Annotated in this window: 20 protein-coding genes; 14 read left to right on the top strand and 6 right to left on the bottom strand. The window is 44.5% G+C overall.

Going from position 1 to position 17,734, the window contains the following annotated elements:
• Positions 1–15: 15 nt before the first annotated feature.
• The 3 genes from proP to QJR74_RS00100 all read right to left on the bottom strand — a co-directional run bounded on the left by proP (position 16) and on the right by QJR74_RS00100 (position 3,138).
• Positions 16–1,521, bottom strand: coding sequence for a glycine betaine/L-proline transporter ProP (proP, locus tag QJR74_RS00090; RefSeq protein ID WP_048911159.1), 1,506 nt, complete (start codon positions 1,519–1,521; stop codon positions 16–18).
• A 291-nt stretch (positions 1,522–1,812) separates the two neighbouring features.
• On the bottom strand, positions 1,813–2,373 hold the full coding sequence (locus tag QJR74_RS00095) for a DcrB family lipoprotein (protein WP_304372647.1): 561 nt from the start codon (positions 2,371–2,373) through the stop codon (positions 1,813–1,815).
• Between the two features lie 93 nt (positions 2,374–2,466).
• Positions 2,467–3,138, bottom strand: a complete 672-nt coding sequence (locus QJR74_RS00100; RefSeq protein WP_304372648.1) for a 7-cyano-7-deazaguanine/7-aminomethyl-7-deazaguanine transporter — start codon at positions 3,136–3,138, stop codon at positions 2,467–2,469.
• Between the two features lie 208 nt (positions 3,139–3,346).
• On the opposite strand from QJR74_RS00100, the gene tusA reads away from it, so the two are divergent.
• Entirely contained in the window at positions 3,347–3,592 is a 246-nt protein-coding gene (gene tusA / locus QJR74_RS00105) for a sulfurtransferase TusA (RefSeq protein ID WP_304372649.1), read from the top strand.
• 425 nt (positions 3,593–4,017) lie between these two features.
• Positions 4,018–4,314 (top strand): DUF5862 family protein, encoded by a 297-nt coding sequence (locus QJR74_RS00110; protein ID WP_304372650.1) that lies wholly within the window; start codon positions 4,018–4,020, stop codon positions 4,312–4,314.
• Between the two features lie 45 nt (positions 4,315–4,359).
• Here the strand turns inward: QJR74_RS00110 and QJR74_RS00115 are convergent, their stop codons facing one another.
• Both QJR74_RS00115 and rsmD read right to left on the bottom strand, forming a co-directional pair.
• Positions 4,360–4,629 (bottom strand): DUF1145 family protein, encoded by a 270-nt coding sequence (locus tag QJR74_RS00115; RefSeq protein ID WP_304372651.1) that lies wholly within the window; start codon positions 4,627–4,629, stop codon positions 4,360–4,362.
• A gap of 14 nt (positions 4,630–4,643) precedes the next feature.
• Positions 4,644–5,219: a 16S rRNA (guanine(966)-N(2))-methyltransferase gene (rsmD, locus tag QJR74_RS00120; protein WP_304372652.1), complete on the bottom strand. Its 576-nt coding sequence runs from the start codon at positions 5,217–5,219 to the stop codon at positions 4,644–4,646.
• A 222-nt stretch (positions 5,220–5,441) separates the two neighbouring features.
• Here rsmD and ftsY point away from each other — a divergent pair, with 222 nt between their 5' ends.
• The 9 genes from ftsY (at position 5,442) to ugpQ (ending at position 14,772) form a co-directional block, all read left to right on the top strand.
• Entirely contained in the window at positions 5,442–6,944 is a 1,503-nt protein-coding gene (ftsY, locus tag QJR74_RS00125; protein ID WP_304372653.1) for a signal recognition particle-docking protein FtsY, read from the top strand.
• 4 nt (positions 6,945–6,948) lie between these two features.
• Positions 6,949–7,611: a cell division ATP-binding protein FtsE gene (gene ftsE, locus QJR74_RS00130; protein WP_304372654.1), complete on the top strand. Its 663-nt coding sequence runs from the start codon at positions 6,949–6,951 to the stop codon at positions 7,609–7,611.
• Positions 7,608–8,606: a permease-like cell division protein FtsX gene (gene ftsX / locus QJR74_RS00135; RefSeq protein WP_048911293.1), complete on the top strand. Its 999-nt coding sequence runs from the start codon at positions 7,608–7,610 to the stop codon at positions 8,604–8,606. The genes ftsE and ftsX overlap by 4 nt, the downstream gene beginning before the upstream one ends.
• Before the next feature lie 225 nt (positions 8,607–8,831).
• Positions 8,832–9,689 carry an RNA polymerase sigma factor RpoH gene (rpoH, locus tag QJR74_RS00140; RefSeq protein WP_048911294.1) on the top strand — a complete coding sequence of 286 codons (858 nt, stop codon included), beginning with the start codon at positions 8,832–8,834 and terminating at the stop codon, positions 9,687–9,689.
• Positions 9,690–9,856: 167 nt separating this feature from the next.
• Positions 9,857–11,173: a sn-glycerol-3-phosphate ABC transporter substrate-binding protein UgpB gene (gene ugpB, locus QJR74_RS00145; RefSeq protein WP_304372655.1), complete on the top strand. Its 1,317-nt coding sequence runs from the start codon at positions 9,857–9,859 to the stop codon at positions 11,171–11,173.
• 44 nt (positions 11,174–11,217) lie between these two features.
• A complete protein-coding gene (ugpA, locus tag QJR74_RS00150; protein ID WP_304372656.1) occupies positions 11,218–12,105 on the top strand; it encodes a sn-glycerol-3-phosphate ABC transporter permease UgpA in 888 nt (295 codons plus the stop codon).
• Positions 12,102–12,947, top strand: a complete 846-nt coding sequence (gene ugpE / locus QJR74_RS00155; protein WP_304372657.1) for a sn-glycerol-3-phosphate ABC transporter permease UgpE — start codon at positions 12,102–12,104, stop codon at positions 12,945–12,947. Before ugpA ends, ugpE begins: the two co-directional genes overlap by 4 nt.
• Before the next feature lie 3 nt (positions 12,948–12,950).
• A complete protein-coding gene (locus tag QJR74_RS00160) occupies positions 12,951–14,033 on the top strand; it encodes a sn-glycerol-3-phosphate import ATP-binding protein UgpC (RefSeq protein ID WP_304372658.1) in 1,083 nt (360 codons plus the stop codon).
• Entirely contained in the window at positions 14,026–14,772 is a 747-nt protein-coding gene (gene ugpQ / locus QJR74_RS00165) for a glycerophosphodiester phosphodiesterase (protein ID WP_304372659.1), read from the top strand. The genes QJR74_RS00160 and ugpQ overlap by 8 nt, the downstream gene beginning before the upstream one ends.
• Here ugpQ and QJR74_RS00170 read toward each other — a convergent pair.
• Positions 14,769–15,017, bottom strand: coding sequence for a hypothetical protein (locus tag QJR74_RS00170; protein ID WP_304372660.1), 249 nt, complete (start codon positions 15,015–15,017; stop codon positions 14,769–14,771). The two genes, ugpQ and QJR74_RS00170, sit on opposite strands and share 4 nt — an antisense overlap.
• A gap of 248 nt (positions 15,018–15,265) precedes the next feature.
• Here QJR74_RS00170 and QJR74_RS00175 point away from each other — a divergent pair, with 248 nt between their 5' ends.
• The 3 genes from QJR74_RS00175 (at position 15,266) to gntK (ending at position 17,727) form a co-directional block, all read left to right on the top strand.
• A complete protein-coding gene (locus QJR74_RS00175; RefSeq protein WP_304372661.1) occupies positions 15,266–15,961 on the top strand; it encodes a pirin family protein in 696 nt (231 codons plus the stop codon).
• A 109-nt stretch (positions 15,962–16,070) separates the two neighbouring features.
• Positions 16,071–17,066, top strand: a complete 996-nt coding sequence (gene gntR, locus QJR74_RS00180; RefSeq protein ID WP_304372662.1) for a gluconate operon transcriptional repressor GntR — start codon at positions 16,071–16,073, stop codon at positions 17,064–17,066.
• A 130-nt stretch (positions 17,067–17,196) separates the two neighbouring features.
• Positions 17,197–17,727, top strand: a complete 531-nt coding sequence (gene gntK / locus QJR74_RS00185; protein WP_062812266.1) for a gluconokinase — start codon at positions 17,197–17,199, stop codon at positions 17,725–17,727.
• Positions 17,728–17,734: the final 7 nt, after the last annotated feature.

Genomic DNA, 17,734 nt, shown 5'->3' on the forward strand with positions numbered 1-17,734 from the left:
TACGGGGGCTTTTGCTTACTCTTTAATATCTGGATGTTGGTCAACCAGACGACTACGTTTTTGTTCTAGTCGTTGGATTTCTTCATCGATATCGTCAATTTTTTGACCGATATTGTCGTGATGCTCTTGTAAAATTTCACGTGCTTCATCTAAATCTGATGCTGCAGGTGTTGCACCAATCAGTGGTTTGTTAGCGGTCTCTTTCATAAAGATACCGGTGATAAGTCCGATAATGGCTACAACCATCAGATAATAAGCAGGCATGAAAAGATTGTTTGAAGCTTCAACTAACCACGCGATAATGGTCGGTGTCAAACCAGCAATCAAAATAGAAATATTAAATGCACTGGCTAACGCGCTGTAACGGATGTTGGTCGGGAACATTGCCGGTAGGGACGATGCCATTACACCAGTAAAGCAGTTTAACACCACGGCCAGAATCAGTAGGCCAGCAAAGATTAAACCAAGTACATTACTGGTAATCAACATAAAGGCAGGGATAGCCGTGAAGAATAGGGCGATACTGCCGACGATGACAAATGGACGACGTCCAAACCGGTCACTGAGCATTCCCATCACTGGCTGAATGAAAAGCATACCAATCATAATGGCGATGATAATCAATACACCGTGATCTTCTGAGTAATGAAGATTGTGTGAAAGATAGCTCGGCATATAGGTCAGCAACATGTAGTAGGTGACGTTGGTCGCAATCACCAAACCGATACACGCTAGCAAGCTTTTCCAGTGTTTGGTCGCAATATCCTTGAAAGAGACTTTAGGGCCGTTTTGTAGGCCTTCCCGGTCGCCTTGCTCTAACTTATCAACGTGTTGTTGGAAGGCTGGCGTCTCTTCTAAAGCATGACGTAGATAAAGCCCAACAATCCCTAGAGGTAATGCTAAGAAGAAGGGTAGACGCCAGCCCCATTCCATAAAGCGTGCTTCACCGATAATGGTAGAAATAAGAACAACTACCCCAGCACCGAGTACGAATCCAACAATAGAACCGAAATCCAACCAGCTACCCATAAAGCCGCGTTTACGGTCAGGAGAGTATTCAGCGACGAAAATTGAAGCACCGGTATATTCACCCCCCACAGAGAAGCCTTGGGCCATTTTTGCAATCAGCAGCAGGATCGGGGCCCAAATACCTATTGATGCATAAGAAGGAATGAGTCCGATACAGAAAGTACTGATCGACATAATAACAATCGTGACAGAGAGTATTTTTTGGCGGCCATATTTATCGCCAAGCATTCCAAAAAAGAGTCCACCCAGAGGACGAATCAAGAAGGGAACGGAGAAGGTTGCCAATGCGGCAATCATCTGAATACCAGGTGTGGCTGAGGGGAAAAAGATTTTACCCAGAGCATAGGCAACAAACCCGTAAACCCCAAAATCGAACCACTCCATTGCATTTCCTAATGAAGCAGCAGTGATTGCTTTACGTAAACGAGCATCGTCTATGATAGTAACGTCATCAATTCCGATGGGTTTAATACGCTTCCTACGTAATTTCATAAATTTACCTATAATGTGACGGAAATTTTCTAAGCAGTCGTTCAAAAGCACATATAGCTTGGGTCCAAAATTATATGAGATTTTTTGAATTTTGAACCAAGGTCTCTTCGATAATTATCAGCGTAATTATACCAATAAGCGGCTAAGTATACTGTATTTCTGTGCGTGAAGTCACATTCAGAACGTTTTTTGACCAAGGTGAGTGATAAGTAAACTTGAGAGTAAAGGTAATGAGTCGTGGAAAAAATGGAGAGTAAAAAGCCGCTACTTAGGGTAACGGCCTTAATAGGATTAATGAATAACGATGGACCGTACGATTTCAGAGGCAATACTTTGTGATTGAGATTGATTATCCGCAGGCAGAGAAATCTGTAACGTCACGAGCTGATTGTTAAGCTTGGCGAGAACGACAGTTGACCAATTACTATGGTTATTGGTAGACACCACGCTGTCTAATTGTTGACCAGGGGTTTTGCCCAATGTAATGGACTTATCCGCAACGACTTGAAGTTGAGGATCACGATTTCGCTGTTGATCTTGAAGTTTCTGAGAAAGTTGCGGCAGAGTTAGTGCAGTCTCATCGCCAACAATTACGATGACAGCTTGTTGACCATTATTATTCGCATAGACATGCATGTTGTTAGACTCGGTACCGAGTTTACCGGTTTGATCACTCATTCCTTGTGGCAGGCTAAAGGTCAGTTTGCCGTCGAGTAACGAGATATTCTGATGCTGACTTTGTGAGGCACTTTGGTCTTGGTGTTGAGCTTGTGAATCGTCTTTCTTTTGATCGCAGGCAGCAAGACCGAGTACGACTAAAAAGATACCCATGTAGTGTGTAATATGTCGCATAGTAATCCCTTCTTTACAGTTTATATCGCTATCAAAGCGGAAATAGTATGGTATTGCAAACAGTATTATGTTGCATATTTCGTCTTAAAACTCTCATCCCTTATCCGCATTCAGGGAATAAAAGTGGGTATCGCCAAGCAGTCGCTTGATAATGGTATTTAACAGTAGACCATAAATAGGAATAAAAAAAATAAGACAGATCATTAGCTTATAACTATAGTCAACCAGAGCGATTTCTACCCAGTGAGCAGCCATAAAGGGGTCACTACTCTTCATAAACGCAATTGAGAAAAAGGCGAACGTATCACTAAGATTTCCAAAAAACATTGCGATCACTGGTGCTAGCCACCATTGTTTGGCCATTCGTAATCTATTGAAAACTGTAATATCTAAAAGCTGGCCCAACACATAAGCAACAAAACTTGCGATAGCAATTCGAATGACGACGGTGTTAAGACCGAAGAGCGCTTGCCAACCTTGCCATGAAGCTTGATAGAAAAGGCTAGAGATAATAAACGAAAGTAGCAATGCTGGGATCATCGCGGAGAAAATGATCTTTCGCGCTAAACGCGCGCCGAATATTCTCACTGTAAGGTCAGTCGCAAGGAAAATGAAAGGAAAACTAAATGCCCCCCAAGTTGTAGTAAACCCAAACACACTTACTGGAAGCTGAACAAGGTAATTGCTTGAAGTGATGATAATAAGGTGAAAAATAGCTAAGGGTAATAACAGCTTTTTACGCTGTTTTTCGGAGAAACTATCCATTTGTAGCCTTTTTAGTGGAATGGGGTGAGGGAACCCATTGGTTAAAAATAGTACGGACCTCTGATGAGGTGGGCTGCATCTTACTTATATACGGCGATTATGCAAGCAACGATTATTGACGACCTTACTAGGCGACTCGTGCGGCAGAAATTGTCTGTGAGGTCGAGGCGGAGTAAACTGCGCTATTTTTATCCCCAAGAGATATGTTATGAATAACCAGCCAGAAAATTATGACCAATTATTGGACACTTGTGGTTTACGATGCCCAGAGCCGGTTATGCTGGTAAGAAAAATGGTTCGCAGTATGCAAAATGGGCAAGTGGTGAAAATAATTGCTGACGATCCCGCTACAAAGCGCGATATTCCTGGTTTTTGCGAATTTATGGAACATACTTTATTGGCCGCGCAATCCACTGAGATGCCTTACGTTTTTTTTGTTAAAAAGGGCGGGTAATTCAGTTGTTATGGCCATCGATGTTGTCTTATGAGTTGGCCTGTTTCATCTCTGTACTTTCTACTTTCTACTTTCTACTTTCTACTTTCTCTGACAGCTGGTTATGAGAGGTTATAGGTTAAGTTTGGTCGTTAACAGTTTACCTCAATGTAAATACCGAATACTTCTTACCAATATTCTTCTCTTTCTTGATATCTATTATAGGTTCACCAGGATTATTTTTTAATAATTAATTTGGCTTGAAATACACCCTCTAATTATAAAGCGAACTATTAAATGTTAATAAATCCTCTTATAAATAAGAATCTAACATATTGAATTGTCATGCTTTCAGTATAAAGTTGCACTACAACGTAAGGTTCGTTGTTTTTATATTTTAGCGTGAATAATTTTACATTGATTTTCTGAGATTAAGGATTCGATCTATGAAAGAAATATCACTAATACAGATGACTAAAGTCTCTGGAGCAGGTGGCCTGATTGATGGTGATTTTACAGGGGCTTTTTGGGGAGCCTTACTGGGTGCTATCGATGGTTTTGGAACAGGTGCAGCAGTGGGGGGTAAATATGGCGGTGCAGGTGGATGGTTAGTTGGAGGGATTGCTCAATTAGTCGGTTTGACGGCCTCTGCCGTCGGGGCAGGGATTGGTGGTTACCTTTATGGCGGTATTTTAGGTTATGATAAAGCGCAACCCTATATTGCTTCTTATCGTCAAATGTAATTAAAAAGGAACTAAAAGAGAGATCGCTCTCTCTTTTAGTTTTTTTTATTTCTTAGGGAAATGTTTTTTTTGCCATGAAAGTAATTCGAAAACCCCAAATATAAATAATTTTATCTCTTCTTTTCTTGTCATCTTAGGGCCTGCACCTGTTTGGGTCGCTTTTAATAAAACGACTTGTAGTCCGTGCATGACAACCATAAATATCAATGCGACATCTATAAAATATTTCAAAGGTTTGGTGGCAGGATGTACGAGGTTGAGTAATAGCACTCCCCAGATAAATACCATCACTACTCGGCCAACATTTATCAACATCACCTATTCCCTAATTATTGACGATGGTAAAGACGATAACATACTTGGCCTGCAACTTTCTCTCTATGCAGAACCCAGTTAGTTGGAACAACAGGAACTCCTTGTTCAACTTCATTTTCAGTATAAATTACAGCATCTTCCGCTAACCACTGATGTGATTCGAGCAATTCTATCGTATGTTCCAAAAGTCCACGGCGAAAGGGCGGGTCGATAAAGATAATATTAAATGGCTTTTCCGGCTTCATTTGAGTGAGAAATTGTAAAGTATCCGCACGGTGTAGGGTCAGCTGGGAGGCATTTAATACGTCGATATTTTTTTGAAGTTGCCGAGCGACATGCGCCTCTTTCTCTATCATAGTGACTTGCGCCGCGTAGCGAGAGGCGGCTTCAATACCTAATGCTCCGCTGCCTGCATAGCAATCTAAGCAGTTTGCTTGGGGCAACCAAGGTGCTAACCAATTGAATAGGGTCTCGCGTACACGATCGGTAGTCGGTCTTAGCCCTTCGCTATCAAGCACTGATAATTTACGGCCGCGCCACTGACCCCCAATGATCCGTATCTGACCGATTTTTCCTGCCGATTTGCTCATAGTTTATACTTAAGAAGATTTCTTACTAAATTTTACCGCGGTCCGCCAAGGAAACGTCTAAACGGAACTGTGATGCAGTATGGGTTAAATGGTAGAATAAATGATTATCTCATTAGTGTCGCAGTATGACAGTACTTAATTACTGACTGATACAAATAATTTTAGTGGCTATTATTCCAGCAGATTACTCTGGACGGCCTTAGCAAGGAGTATTGTCTAACAATGGCAAAAGAAAAAAAACGTGGCTTTTTTTCCTGGTTAGGTTTCGGCAAAGATGAAGAAAAACTGCCCGCTAAGGACGAAACTCAGGCAGTAGAGCCTGAAAATAGCAGCGTAACGAGCGAAAGTGATCAAAGCGAAGCTCATCATCACGATACCGTGCCGACAGCACTGGAACAAGAGTATGCCGATCAGCATGCAGAATCGGCGACATCTGAAACCTTTACTCAACATCTCGATGCACAACCAGTAGTTGACAACTTAGTGGGGGAGGAGTCGCCTCTTCCTAAAGAGCCAGAGCCAGAGCCAGAGCCAGAGCCAGAGCCAGAGCCAGAGCCAGAGCCAGAGCCAGAGCCAGAGCCAGAGCCAGAGCCAGAGCCAGAGCCAGAGCCAGAGCCAGAGCCAGAGCCAGAGCCAGAGCCAGAGCCAAAACTTTCTGCTAACGTGACGGAAACTCTTCAAGATATTGAAGAGATTGATAATAGTGACGTGTTAGATACCGCCACAGCTGTGCCTCAGAATAGTCTGGAAGATGTCACTGATTTAGCACCGATTATGCCGCCTAAAGAGCAAGAACGGCCGTCTAAAGAGGGTTTTTTCGCACGGCTTAAGCGTAGCCTGGTGAAAACTAGACAGAATTTAGGGAGCGGCTTTGTAGGCCTATTCCGTGGTAAAAAAATTGATGACGAGCTATTCGAAGAGCTTGAAGAACAATTACTTATCGCTGATGTAGGGATGGACACGACTCAAAAAATTATTAACTCTCTTACCGCACAAGCGAACCGTAAGCAGCTCAAAGATGCTGAAGCACTATATGGCATTCTTAAAGAAGAAATGGCGGCAATCCTTCACAAAGTTGAACAACCATTGTCTGTTGAAGGGAAAAATCCATTTGTTATTCTAATGGTTGGTGTAAATGGTGTCGGTAAAACCACAACTATCGGTAAACTGGCCAAACAGTATCAATCCGAAGGTAAATCAGTCATGTTAGCGGCGGGAGACACTTTCCGCGCTGCGGCGGTTGAGCAGCTACAAGTATGGGGCGAGCGCAACAATATCCCAGTCATCGCTCAACATACCGGCGCTGACTCTGCTTCGGTAATTTTTGACGCTATTCAGGCGGCAAAATCTCGAGGCGTAGATATACTGATTGCTGACACTGCTGGACGTTTACAGAATAAATCGCACCTAATGGAAGAGCTTAAGAAAATTACTCGTGTGATGGGCCGTTTAGATGAAGATGCGCCGCATGAGGTAATGCTGACGCTTGATGCCAGTACCGGACAGAATGCCATTAGCCAAGCTAAATTATTTAATGAGGCAGTAGGGTTAACGGGAATTAGTCTAACGAAGCTGGATGGTACGGCGAAAGGTGGCGTGATTTTTAGTATTGCTGACCAATTTGGTATTCCAATTCGCTACATTGGTGTAGGCGAAGGGATTGATGACTTACGGCCATTCCAGGCTGAAGATTTTATAGAGGCGCTATTCGCCCGAGAGGAATAATGGAATGATTCGCTTTGAAGAGGTCAGTAAAGCTTATTTAGGGGGGCGTCAGGCCCTTCAGGGCGTGGATTTTCATTTACGCCAAGGAGAAATGGCATTCCTTACCGGACATTCTGGTGCGGGAAAAAGCACACTACTGAAGCTGATTTGTGGAATCGAACGGCCCAGCGCTGGGCAAATATGGTTTAGTGGGCACAACATCACTCGTCTCAAAAATAGTGAAATCCCGTTTTTGCGTCGTCAAATCGGGATGATCTTTCAGGATCACCACCTGCTTATGGATCGGACGGTATACGATAATATCGCGATTCCACTTATCATTTCTGGGGCGAGCGAAGAAGATATACGACGCAGGGTCTCTGCCGCACTTGATAAAGTCGGTCTCTTGGATAAGGCGAGAAACTATCCGATTCAACTTTCTGGTGGTGAGCAACAGCGTGTTGGTATCGCTCGAGCGGTAGTAAACAAACCTGCGTTACTGCTTGCCGATGAGCCAACGGGTAACCTAGACCATGCGCTATCGGAAGATATTTTACGATTGTTCGAAGAATTTAACCGAGTAGGTGTGACGGTATTAATGGCGACGCACGATATTTCCCTTATCGAACGACGTAACTATAACGTGATGAATCTTAACCAAGGTCGGTTATACAGGGGCGAGGAATGAAAGCGGTTAATAAGTTAAATAAGCGCCTGAAAAAACCGGGAGCACCTAAACAAAAGAAAGTCTCTAAGCAGCGAGCGTTACGTGGGGGATGGCAAGAGCAATTACATTACGCTTGGCGAGGAATGTTGGCCGATATGCTACGCCAGCCCTTAGCAACACTCTTAACCGTCACCGTTATTGCTATTTCATTAACGTTACCTAGCGTCTGCTATATCGTATGGAAAAACGTCGACCAAGCGGCTAAGCAGTGGTATCCCGCCCCCCAGCTAACGGTTTATCTCTCGAAAACGCTTGATGATAGCGCTGCCGAGAATGTCACTCAGCAACTTAAACAGCTGGAAGGTGTACAGCACGTTGATTATCTCTCTCGTGAGGAAAGTCTCAGCGAGTTTCGCAATTGGTCAGGTTTTGGCGGGGCCATGGATATGTTAGAGCAGAATCCCCTTCCTGCTGTAGCTGTCGTCACCCCTAAGCTCGATTTCCAAAATGCAGATACCATGAATACGCTGCGCGATCGTATCACCAAAATGAACGGTATCGATGAAGTACGTATGGATGATAGTTGGTTTGCTCGTCTCTCTGCGTTGACCGGATTAGCAGGGCATGTCGCCTTGATGATTGGTATGTTGATGGTCGTTGCAGTCTTCTTAGTGATCGGTAACAGTGTGAGATTAAGTATTTTCTCTCGTCGCGATACCATAAATGTTCAGAAACTCATTGGTGCTACGGACGGTTTTATCTTAAGACCTTTTGTATACGGTGGAGCAATGCTCGGGCTCAGTGGCGCGTTCCTTTCACTTATTTTCTCAGAGATATTAGTTTTTCGTTTAGAATCCGTCGTGTCACACGTTGCATCGGTCTTCAGTGCCTCATTTGATCTATCTGGCTTTTCATGGGATGAAGCGCTGCTACTATTATTGGTTTCAGCGATGATAGGCTGGTTGGCCGCGTGGTTAGCGACTGTGCAGCATTTACGCCGTTTTACACCGGATTAACGCACAGAAATATTTTTTGTTATACTATTACTTGTTATCAGGCCGACCTTTTCGGCATTAAAGGGAAAAATGCTAGAATAAATTATTCACATAAAAAAATGAACCTGTGGATAAGTTTGTGTTCTAACCTTATAGCACCAGTTGTTTAGGGTGACGCAATCAATACTAGCGTTAGGTTATTAGTCTGTTTAAGGATGAACAGCATAATTAATTGAGAGGGTTTGAATGACCAACGAAATGCAAGCTTTAGCTATTGCTCCTTTAGGTAATCTCGATGCTTACGTCCGAGCTGCCAACGGCTGTCCGATGCTGTCGGCCGAAGAGGAAAAAGCATTAGCAGAACGGCTGCATTACCAGTCTGATCTGGATGCAGCGAAAAAGCTGATCCTGTCACATCTGCGGTTTGTGGTTCACATTGCTCGTAACTATTCTGGTTACGGTCTGCCTCAAGCTGACCTTATCCAAGAAGGTAATATCGGTCTAATGAAGGCAGTACGTCGCTTCAATCCAGAAGTTGGCGTAAGGTTGGTGTCCTTCGCCGTGCACTGGATTAAAGCGGAAATCCACGAGTACGTGTTACGTAACTGGCGTATTGTTAAAGTGGCGACCACCAAAGCACAACGTAAGTTATTCTTTAATCTGCGTAAAACCAAACAACGTCTCGGTTGGTTTAACCAAGATGAAGTTGAAATGGTCGCACGTGAGTTAGGGGTAAGCAGTAAAGATGTGCGTGAGATGGAATCTCGGATGGCGGCCCAAGATATGACCTTCGACCTCACTTCTGACGATGATAATGCAGAAGGTAAGTCGCAAGCGCCAGTGTTATATCTTCAAGATAAAACCTCAGACTTTGCCGATGGTATTGAGGAAGATAACTGGGATTCGCACGCAGCAGATAAGCTCAGTGATGCGATGATGACGCTTGATGAGCGGAGTCAAAACATCATCCGTGCTCGCTGGTTGGACGACGACAATAAGATCACCCTACAAGAGTTAGCTGATCAGTACGGGGTGTCGGCAGAGCGTGTTCGCCAACTTGAAAAAAATGCCATGAAAAAGCTACGTGTTGCTATCGAAGCGTAGTGATATAACCTTATGATTAAAGGAGATGCTCAGTCATCTCCTTTTTTATGCGTTAAAAACTTTACTGTCATAAAACTGCCTTTAATCTGTCCTTTTTCTGTCACGCTCCACTGTCATGGTTATGACCAATATTTGTCATCGTTTATTGCATCTATTGGGATATCACTATGTTACCAACGACTATACGCCATTCTCTTTTTGCGCTGTGTTTCGCCACTTTTATCCCTTGCGCGAATGCCTCGGTAGACATTCCCTTCTGGCACTCGATGGAAGGAGAACTAGGGGCTGAGGTCGATAGCCTTGCGCAGCGATTTAACCAAACACACAGCCAGTACCACATTTCGCCAGTCTATAAAGGTGACTATTCACAAAGCTTGGCATCGGGCATAGCTGCTATTCGTGCCGGCCATGCGCCTGCCTTATTGCAAGTGTATGAAGTGGGTACCGCCACCATGATGGCTTCCCATGCTATCGTTCCTGTTTGGCAATTATTCCAACAAACCAAAGTCGTGTTAGATGAACAGCAATTTGTCCCCTCAATAGTCAGTTATTACTCTGACGCCAAAACAGGCCATATGGTTGCAGCGCCCTTCAATAGCTCGACCCCTATTTTATATTTCAACAAAGAGGCTTTTAAGCGTGCCGGACTCGATCCCAATAAAGCTCCTTCGACATGGCAAGAGCTTGAGGCTGATGCCATAGCATTAAAGAAAGCTGGACAAGCATGCAGCTACAGCAGTGGGTGGCAAGGCTGGATCCAGTTGGAAGAATTCAGTGCATGGAATGGGTTACCGGTTGCCACCGCGAATAATGGCTTCGATAGTACGGATGCGCGACTGCTCTTCAATGGACCTTTACAAGTGCATCATATCGAACAATTGGCCCGTATGAAGAAGGCTGGAACTTTTAGTTATCTCGGAAGAACGGATGAGCCGACGAAAGCATTTTATTCAGGAGACTGTGCCATGATCACGGCCTCTTCTGGCTCATTGGCTGATATTAAACATGCCGCGAAATTTGATTATGGTGTTGCGCCGATGCCTTACCAACAAGGAACGCCTCATGCCCCCCAAAACGCCATCATCGGCGGCGCGAGCTTATGGGTGACGAAAGGCCAAACCCCAGAGGTTTATCAAGGGGTAGCAGAATTTCTTAAGTTTTTGACCCAGCCCGATATCGCCGCAGAGTGGCACCAAAAAACCGGCTATTTACCGGTTACGACAGCGGCTTATCAACTTTCTCAACAGCAAGGGTTTTATCGCCAAAATCCAGCAGCAGAAACCGCTATTAAGCAGATGTTAAATAAAGCCCCCTTACCTTATACCAAGGGATTACGCCTAGGTAATATGCCGCAAATACGCGCAATCGTCGATGAAGAGTTAGAGTCTGTATGGACAGGTAAGAAAACCGCTAAAGCAGCTTTAGACAGTGCTGTTGCACGCGGTAACCAGCAATTACAGCGTTTTCATCAGCAAGTAAACTAACGTGTGGAGAGGGCGACCTCTCCAACTGTTTAAGAGACTTCATTATGGCGACCTCACCCCCTACGTTTAAATCATCAGGGCTTCCCTATTTGTTGGTGATGCCACAGCTGGTGATTACCTGTATATTTTTCCTCTGGCCAGCGGCACAAGCGTTATGGTCATCACTCCTGACCAGCGATCCTTTCGGTTTTAGCAGCCGCTTTAGTGGTTTACTGAATTTCCAAAATCTGTTCGACGACCCTTATTATCTTGAGTCCTTTAAAACGACGTTTATCTTCAGTGGGCTTGTGGCCGGATCGGGGTTAGTCATTGCGTTATTATTGGCGGCATTGGTGAACCACGTATTGCGGGGGAAAAAATGTTATCAAACACTTTTTTTACTACCCTATGCCATAGCGCCCGCCATTGCTGCGGTGATGTGGCTATTCTTATTCAGTCCGGGACCAGGGATTATAAGTCATTGGTTAGCCCATTTCGGCTACCAGTGGAACAGTGCACAAAATAGCCAGCAGGCATTATTTTTAGTGGTCCTCGCATCGGTATGGCAACAGATAAGTTATAATTTCCTCTTCTTCTTTGCCGCGCTACAGTCTATTCCACGCTCTTTGATAGAGGCCGCAGCCTTAGATGGTGCTGGACCAATCCGACGCTTTGTCCATATAGCCTTACCGTTGATGGTACCCGTCTCGTTCTTTTTATTGGTCGTTAATATCATTTATGCCTTCTTCGATACCTTTCCAGTGATTGACGCTATCACTCAAGGAGGTCCTGTCCAAGCGACGACGACCTTAATTTATAAAATTTACCGGGAAGGATTTACGGGGTTAGATCTTGGCTCTTCTGCCGCGCAATCCGTCATTCTGATGGCAATAGTCATTTTATTGACTGTCGCCCAGTTTAGGTTTATCGACCGTAAGGTACGTTATCAATGATTGAACAGCATCGAAAACTAACGATTTTCAGCCATCTTGTTCTCTGGCTGTCGGGGGCGGTTATCCTTTTTCCTCTTTACATTGTGGTGGTTACCGCCACACTCAGTGATCAGCAAGCGGCACAAATGCCGCTCCCTCTACTTCCTGGCGGACACTTTATCGAGAATATCCATCAATTACTGGTACAAGGTGTCGGTGGCCAAAATCTGCCGCTTTACCATCTCCTGTTCAATAGCTTACTAATGGCTTTAGGGATTACCGCAGGCAAGATAGTCATCTCCACGCTTTCGGCTTTTGCACTGGTTTGGTTTAGGTTTCCTTTCCGCAACCTCTGCTTTTGGCTGATTTTTATTACGCTAATGTTGCCGGTGGAAGTTCGTATCTTCCCAACAGTGAGTATTGTGACGCAGTTAGGAATGGATAATAGCTTCTCTGGGCTAATTTTACCGATGTTGGCTTCGGCCACGGCAACCTTTCTGTTACGGCAGTATTTTCTTTCCCTACCTTATGAATTGATGGAAGCGGCACGAATTGATGGCGCGAGTCCATGGCAATTTTTTATCCATATTGTATTGCCACTTTCGAAGACGCCTTTAGCCGCCTTGTTCGTGATTATTTTTATTTTTGGTTGGAATCAGTACTTATGGCCACTGGTGATCACAAGTGATAACCATGTGACGACTGCTGTCGCCGCTATTCGCGGCATGATCAGCAGTGGTGATGGGGTATCTCACTGGAATCAGGTGATGACAGCCGTTTTATTGACGTTACTCCCCCCTTTGCTGGTGGTACTGGTCATGCAAAAAGCCTTTGTTCAAGGATTAGTTGAGAGCGAGAAATAAGTGATGGCAACTGTTCAATTACAAACATTAACGAAAAGTTATGATGGTAAGCATCAAATTATTAAGCCACTCAATCTGACGATTAACTCTGGGGAATTCGTTGTTATTGTTGGCCCTTCAGGATGTGGAAAGTCCACCTTATTACGGATGGTCGCTGGTTTAGAAACCGTGAGCAGCGGCGATATCTGGATTAATGATCAGCGCATGACGGACAAAGAACCCAGAGAGCGTCAAGTCGCGATGGTTTTTCAAAACTATGCACTCTATCCCCATATGACGGTTGAGCAGAACATGGGATATGGCCTGAAAATACGAGGCATGAATAAGGCTGAGATCCGCCAACGTGTTCTGACGGTGGCGAAAAGTTTGGAGCTAGATTTACTACTCACTCGACGGCCTCGACAGCTATCGGGAGGGCAACGCCAACGTGTCGCCATGGGAAGAGCGATCATTCGTGAACCAGCAGTTTTTTTATTTGATGAGCCGCTGTCCAACCTGGATGCTCGGTTACGTGGGCAGATGCGTCTCGAACTTCAGCGATTACACCAACGCTTGAATATCACCAGTTTATACGTCACTCATGATCAAGTTGAGGCTATGACCTTGGCAGATCGTGTACTGGTGATGAACAAAGGCGTTGTGGAACAATTTGGTTCACCCAGTGAAGTCTACCAGCGCCCCCAGTCTACCTTCGTTGCCAGCTTTCTAGGTGCGCCAGCGATGAACTTACTCTCTGCTGAACTCAGTGGAGACGGTAAAACCTGGAGAGTTGAGAACCGTTTTTCTATTTCCTTAGATTCTTTGGCGACTAAGCCGAACAAACCGGCAGTGACTCTCGGTATACGCCCAGAACATATTAAGGTTGAATCAGTGACAGAAGAGGGGGACGGCATAATCATTGAGGTCGATGCAGTAGAAATGCTCGGTGCCGATAATATCATTCATGGTAAAATGGGAAGCCAACCTTTGGTTATTCGTGCTGCGCAATCGATCTGCCCAAAAGTAGGCGAGTTGATAAGGGTGACGCTCCCAGCCGATGCCTTACATTATTTTGATACCACCTCAGGACAGCGTTTAGATGATTAATAAAGATTGGCCTTACCCAAGAATTGTCGCTCATCGGGGCGGAGGAAAATTAGCACCAGAGAACACCTTAGCGGCCATTGACTGTGGACACCGTTATGGCCATACCATGATTGAGTTCGATGCCAAACTATCAGCGGATCAGCAAGTTTTTTTGCTCCACGATGATACGCTCACTCGCACCACCTACTCACGAGGGGTGGCAGGGGATATGACTTGGGAGACCTTAAAACGATTAGATGCAGGCTCATGGTTTTCTGAGCAATTTGCAGGAGAGGGACTGGCACATCTAGCTGATGTTGCGAAACGCTGTCAGCAATATGGACTGTTAGCCAATATCGAGATTAAACCGACAACGGGTTTAGAAGCCGCTACTGGAACCTTAGTCGCCCGCGCCGCAGCGGAATATTGGCGAGAGATGACGGTACCGCTATTGTCGTCATTTTCTTGTGCCGCACTATTTGCCGCCAAACAGGAACAGCCAGAGCTTCCACGTGGTTATTTAATGCATGAATGGCAAGAGGATTGGCTGACTACTACTCAACAACTAGAGTGTGTCTCCTTACATCTCAATTATCGTCTATTAACGCCAGAACGAATCAACCAAATTAAGCAGGCCGGGTTGCGTATTCTTGCTTATACCGTCAACGACCCGCTTAAGGCTCGCGAATTATTAGATCTTGGGGTCGATGCGATTTGCACGGATTATATCGATCAAATCGGTCCACAATTCCCTCACTAGGGTTGATCGCTTTGGACCTTACGTAACATTTTCTGTTGGTGAAGCTCATTTCCCTGTTGTAGCCGTTGAGCACTATTCTGTTGTTCTAAATGAAGTTGTTGTGAATGTAGCTGCTGCTGAGTGGACATCTGGTTTTGCAAACGCTGCTGCGTCGCTGAGGGGGACAGCGGCGATGGGGTTGAAAGATTGTTAGCGAAAGCCGGCACAGAATTGAGTAACACTATTAAGATAAATAATCTTTTCATAAAAAAACCTCATTAATTTCCATAACGCTATTGCAAATGATAATGATTGCGATTAACATTCAATTGTTCCGGTGAGACTGACATTCAACGGAACACGACATTGCTCACATTGCTTCCAGTATTTAGCCAGCCGCGTGCTGGCTTTTTTTTCGCTATCGTTCATAAATTTTGAACAGAGCGATGAAGTTTTTCAGCTATTCTTTTTCTCAACATCTCTTCAAACTATAGAAAAAATTGAGGAGGTTTCCATGATTTATATCCGTAACGCGCAAGAACGTGGCCATGCTCACCATGGCTGGTTGGATAGCTGGCATACATTTTCATTTGCAGACTACTATGATCCGAATTTCATGGGGTTTTCTGCATTACGCGTGATTAATGAAGATACTATTGCGGCGAGTAAAGGATTTGGTACCCACCCTCATCAGAATATGGAAATCCTAACTTATGTTCTCTCAGGTGTCGTTGAACACCAAGATAGCATGGGAAATAAAGAACAAATTCCTGCGGGCGAATTTCAGATTATGAGTGCGGGGACTGGCGTTCGTCATTCAGAATACAATCCTGACCCGCAACAGGCTTTGCACCTTTATCAAATTTGGGTCATACCCGACCAGCAAGATATTACGCCTCGTTATGAGCAGCGTAAATTTCCTGAACAATCAGGCCGCCAATTTATTTTGACACCTGATGCACGGGAAAACTCGTTGAAAGTCCATCAGGACATGACCTTATCACGCTGGGTACTCTCTGCAGGAGAAGTGGGGAATATTGATGTTGATCCCTCACGTAAGATTTGGGTTCAAGTCGTTAAAGGGAAGGTATCGGTCAACGAGCAGCAACTTGAGACGAGCGATGCGGCGGCGGTATGGGATGAAAAACGTCTTACTTTCTCTGCCAATCAACCTACGGAAATCTTGATTTTCGATTTACCGCCAGTCTAAAAAGTAACGGGTAATGTGAGACGGCTTCCAGATAGCCGTCTCTTTTTTTTAGCTTGTGTAAAATAGTGTTACTATCAAATTACCCTAACTAGTGACCTAATTGAACGCAATGAAGAAAAAAAGACCGATATTACAAGACGTTGCTGATCGTGTAGGGATCACTAAGATGACGGTCAGTCGTTATCTGCGTAATCCGCAACAAGTTTCTGCGCCACTTGGCGAAAAGATTGCCATTGCGCTTGATGAGCTTGGTTATATTCCTAACCGCGTACCCGATATGCTATCGAATGCGACAAGCCGAGCGATTGGTATATTACTGCCTTCTTTAACGAACCATGTTTTTGCTGATGTGTTACAAGGTATTGAGTCAGTCACTGACAAAGCTGGATATCAAACGTTAGTTGCTCACTTTGGTTATCATGCCGAGAAAGAAGAACGCCAACTTCGCTCTTTACTGGGATGGAACGTTGATGGGGTAATCTTAACGGAGCGCCAACACACACCAGGTACACTTCGTATGTTAGAAGTTGCGGGAATACCTGTAGTCGAAATTATGGATTCGTCCTCACCTTATCTCGATATGGCGGTAGGGTTTGATAACATTGCGGCAGCCCGTCAAATGACTGAAAGTATGATTGCCCAAAGCCATCAGCATCTCGTCTATCTTGGCGCTCGACTTGACGAACGAACGCTACAGAAAAAAGCTGGGTATATTCAGGCGATGGAGCAAGCAGGATTAGTACCGCGTACAGTGATGAGTGAGCAGCCTTCTTCTTTTAGTACCGGGGGCGAATTATTAAAGTTGGCCCAACAGCGTTACCCAGACGTTGATGGAATATTTTGTACTAACGATGACCTTGCGATCGGTGCGATGTTTGAGTGTCAGAGGCAAGGTATTTCCGTCCCGAATCAGATGGCGATTGCCGGTTTTCATGGCCACGACATTACTGAGAACGTCTCCCCGACCTTAGCCACCGTTGTGACGCCGCGAAAAAAAATGGGCAAAATTGCTGCCGAGATGCTACTCACACGCTTAGCTGGAAAGCAAAATGAATCAGACTGCATCGATTTAGGATTTTCCCTTAGAATGGGAGGCAGTATTTAATCATTTTTATGATTGAGTTCACATTTTAAGCCTTTTGTTAACGAATAGATTGCGCTTCAACCTACAACCGATAACAATAGTTATTAAATTGTTATCGGTAACATTGTGAACGACTAAGGTTGGAGCAGTTATGACAGAAGCCTCTTCTCAACATTATGTATTTGTCCTGATGGGTGTCTCAGGTAGCGGAAAATCAGTTGTTGCTAATCAAGTCTCACAGAAGCTACAAACTGCATTTCTAGACGGTGATTTCTTACACCCTCGTTCTAATATTTTAAAAATGGCGGAAGGTGAGCCACTGAACGATCAAGACAGAGCCCCTTGGTTACAGGCCATTAATGATGCTGCCTTCGCCATGCAGCGCACCCAAAAAGTCTCCATCATTGTCTGCTCGTCCTTAAAGAAAAGTTACCGAGATATCCTACGTAACGGTAATAAAAACCTTAAATTTATTTACTTAAAAGGTGACTTCGAGACCATTGAGCAGCGTCTCAAAGCGCGCAAGGGACACTTCTTCAAAACGAACATGTTAGTGACTCAATTCGACACCTTAGAAGAACCCAATGGTTCAGAATCTGATGTATTAGTCGTTGATATTAGCCATTCACTCGACGATGTCATTGCTGAGACCGTTGCAACGATTAAAAATAATATTCAATAAGGTTGAG

Source organism: Tatumella ptyseos (assembly GCF_030552895.1).
Classification (GTDB): domain Bacteria; phylum Pseudomonadota; class Gammaproteobacteria; order Enterobacterales; family Enterobacteriaceae; genus Rosenbergiella; species Rosenbergiella ptyseos_A.

Excerpts from the sequence above, each read along its gene's own strand:
- ugpB (WP_304372655.1), top strand. The coding sequence starts at position 9,857 with ATGTTACCAACGACTATACGCCATTCTCTTTTTGCGCTGTGTTTCGCC.
- QJR74_RS00175 (WP_304372661.1), top strand. The coding sequence starts at position 15,266 with ATGATTTATATCCGTAACGCGCAAGAACGTGGCCATGCTCACCATGGC.
- ugpQ (WP_304372659.1), top strand. The coding sequence starts at position 14,026 with ATGATTAATAAAGATTGGCCTTACCCAAGAATTGTCGCTCATCGGGGC.
- QJR74_RS00170 (WP_304372660.1), bottom strand. The coding sequence starts at position 15,017 with ATGAAAAGATTATTTATCTTAATAGTGTTACTCAATTCTGTGCCGGCT.
- rpoH (WP_048911294.1), top strand. The coding sequence starts at position 8,832 with ATGACCAACGAAATGCAAGCTTTAGCTATTGCTCCTTTAGGTAATCTC.
- ugpE (WP_304372657.1), top strand. The coding sequence starts at position 12,102 with ATGATTGAACAGCATCGAAAACTAACGATTTTCAGCCATCTTGTTCTC.
- ftsY (WP_304372653.1), top strand. The coding sequence starts at position 5,442 with ATGGCAAAAGAAAAAAAACGTGGCTTTTTTTCCTGGTTAGGTTTCGGC.
- QJR74_RS00095 (WP_304372647.1), bottom strand. The coding sequence starts at position 2,373 with ATGCGACATATTACACACTACATGGGTATCTTTTTAGTCGTACTCGGT.
- tusA (WP_304372649.1), top strand. The coding sequence starts at position 3,347 with ATGAATAACCAGCCAGAAAATTATGACCAATTATTGGACACTTGTGGT.
- ugpA (WP_304372656.1), top strand. The coding sequence starts at position 11,218 with ATGGCGACCTCACCCCCTACGTTTAAATCATCAGGGCTTCCCTATTTG.
- QJR74_RS00115 (WP_304372651.1), bottom strand. The coding sequence starts at position 4,629 with ATGTTGATAAATGTTGGCCGAGTAGTGATGGTATTTATCTGGGGAGTG.
- ftsX (WP_048911293.1), top strand. The coding sequence starts at position 7,608 with ATGAAAGCGGTTAATAAGTTAAATAAGCGCCTGAAAAAACCGGGAGCA.
- gntK (WP_062812266.1), top strand. The coding sequence starts at position 17,197 with ATGACAGAAGCCTCTTCTCAACATTATGTATTTGTCCTGATGGGTGTC.
- QJR74_RS00160 (WP_304372658.1), top strand. The coding sequence starts at position 12,951 with ATGGCAACTGTTCAATTACAAACATTAACGAAAAGTTATGATGGTAAG.
- rsmD (WP_304372652.1), bottom strand. The coding sequence starts at position 5,219 with ATGAGCAAATCGGCAGGAAAAATCGGTCAGATACGGATCATTGGGGGT.
- ftsE (WP_304372654.1), top strand. The coding sequence starts at position 6,949 with ATGATTCGCTTTGAAGAGGTCAGTAAAGCTTATTTAGGGGGGCGTCAG.
- QJR74_RS00110 (WP_304372650.1), top strand. The coding sequence starts at position 4,018 with ATGAAAGAAATATCACTAATACAGATGACTAAAGTCTCTGGAGCAGGT.
- proP (WP_048911159.1), bottom strand. The coding sequence starts at position 1,521 with ATGAAATTACGTAGGAAGCGTATTAAACCCATCGGAATTGATGACGTT.
- gntR (WP_304372662.1), top strand. The coding sequence starts at position 16,071 with ATGAAGAAAAAAAGACCGATATTACAAGACGTTGCTGATCGTGTAGGG.
- QJR74_RS00100 (WP_304372648.1), bottom strand. The coding sequence starts at position 3,138 with ATGGATAGTTTCTCCGAAAAACAGCGTAAAAAGCTGTTATTACCCTTA.